The following is a 263-nucleotide window of genomic DNA, read 5'->3' as shown; positions in this document are numbered from 1 at the left end:
CATAAAAATAGTTGGGAAGCAAAATTGTACATCCTTAAACGAGCGAAAATGTACATTTTATCATTGACATTTATACTATGAGGAACATAACTTGAGGCTCATTAACGAGAAATGTACTTCATCGAGTGTATGATGAACATAACTTAAGTATCATTGATGAGTTAAGTACTTCACCGAGTGTATGAGGAACATAACTTGAGGCTCATTGACGAGAAATGTACTTCATCGAGGGTATGAAGTACTTAACTTAATGATCATTGTCG

It is taken from the genome of Ferdinandcohnia sp. SAFN-114 (genome assembly GCF_059415045.1).
This window is presented reverse-complemented; position numbering follows the sequence as displayed.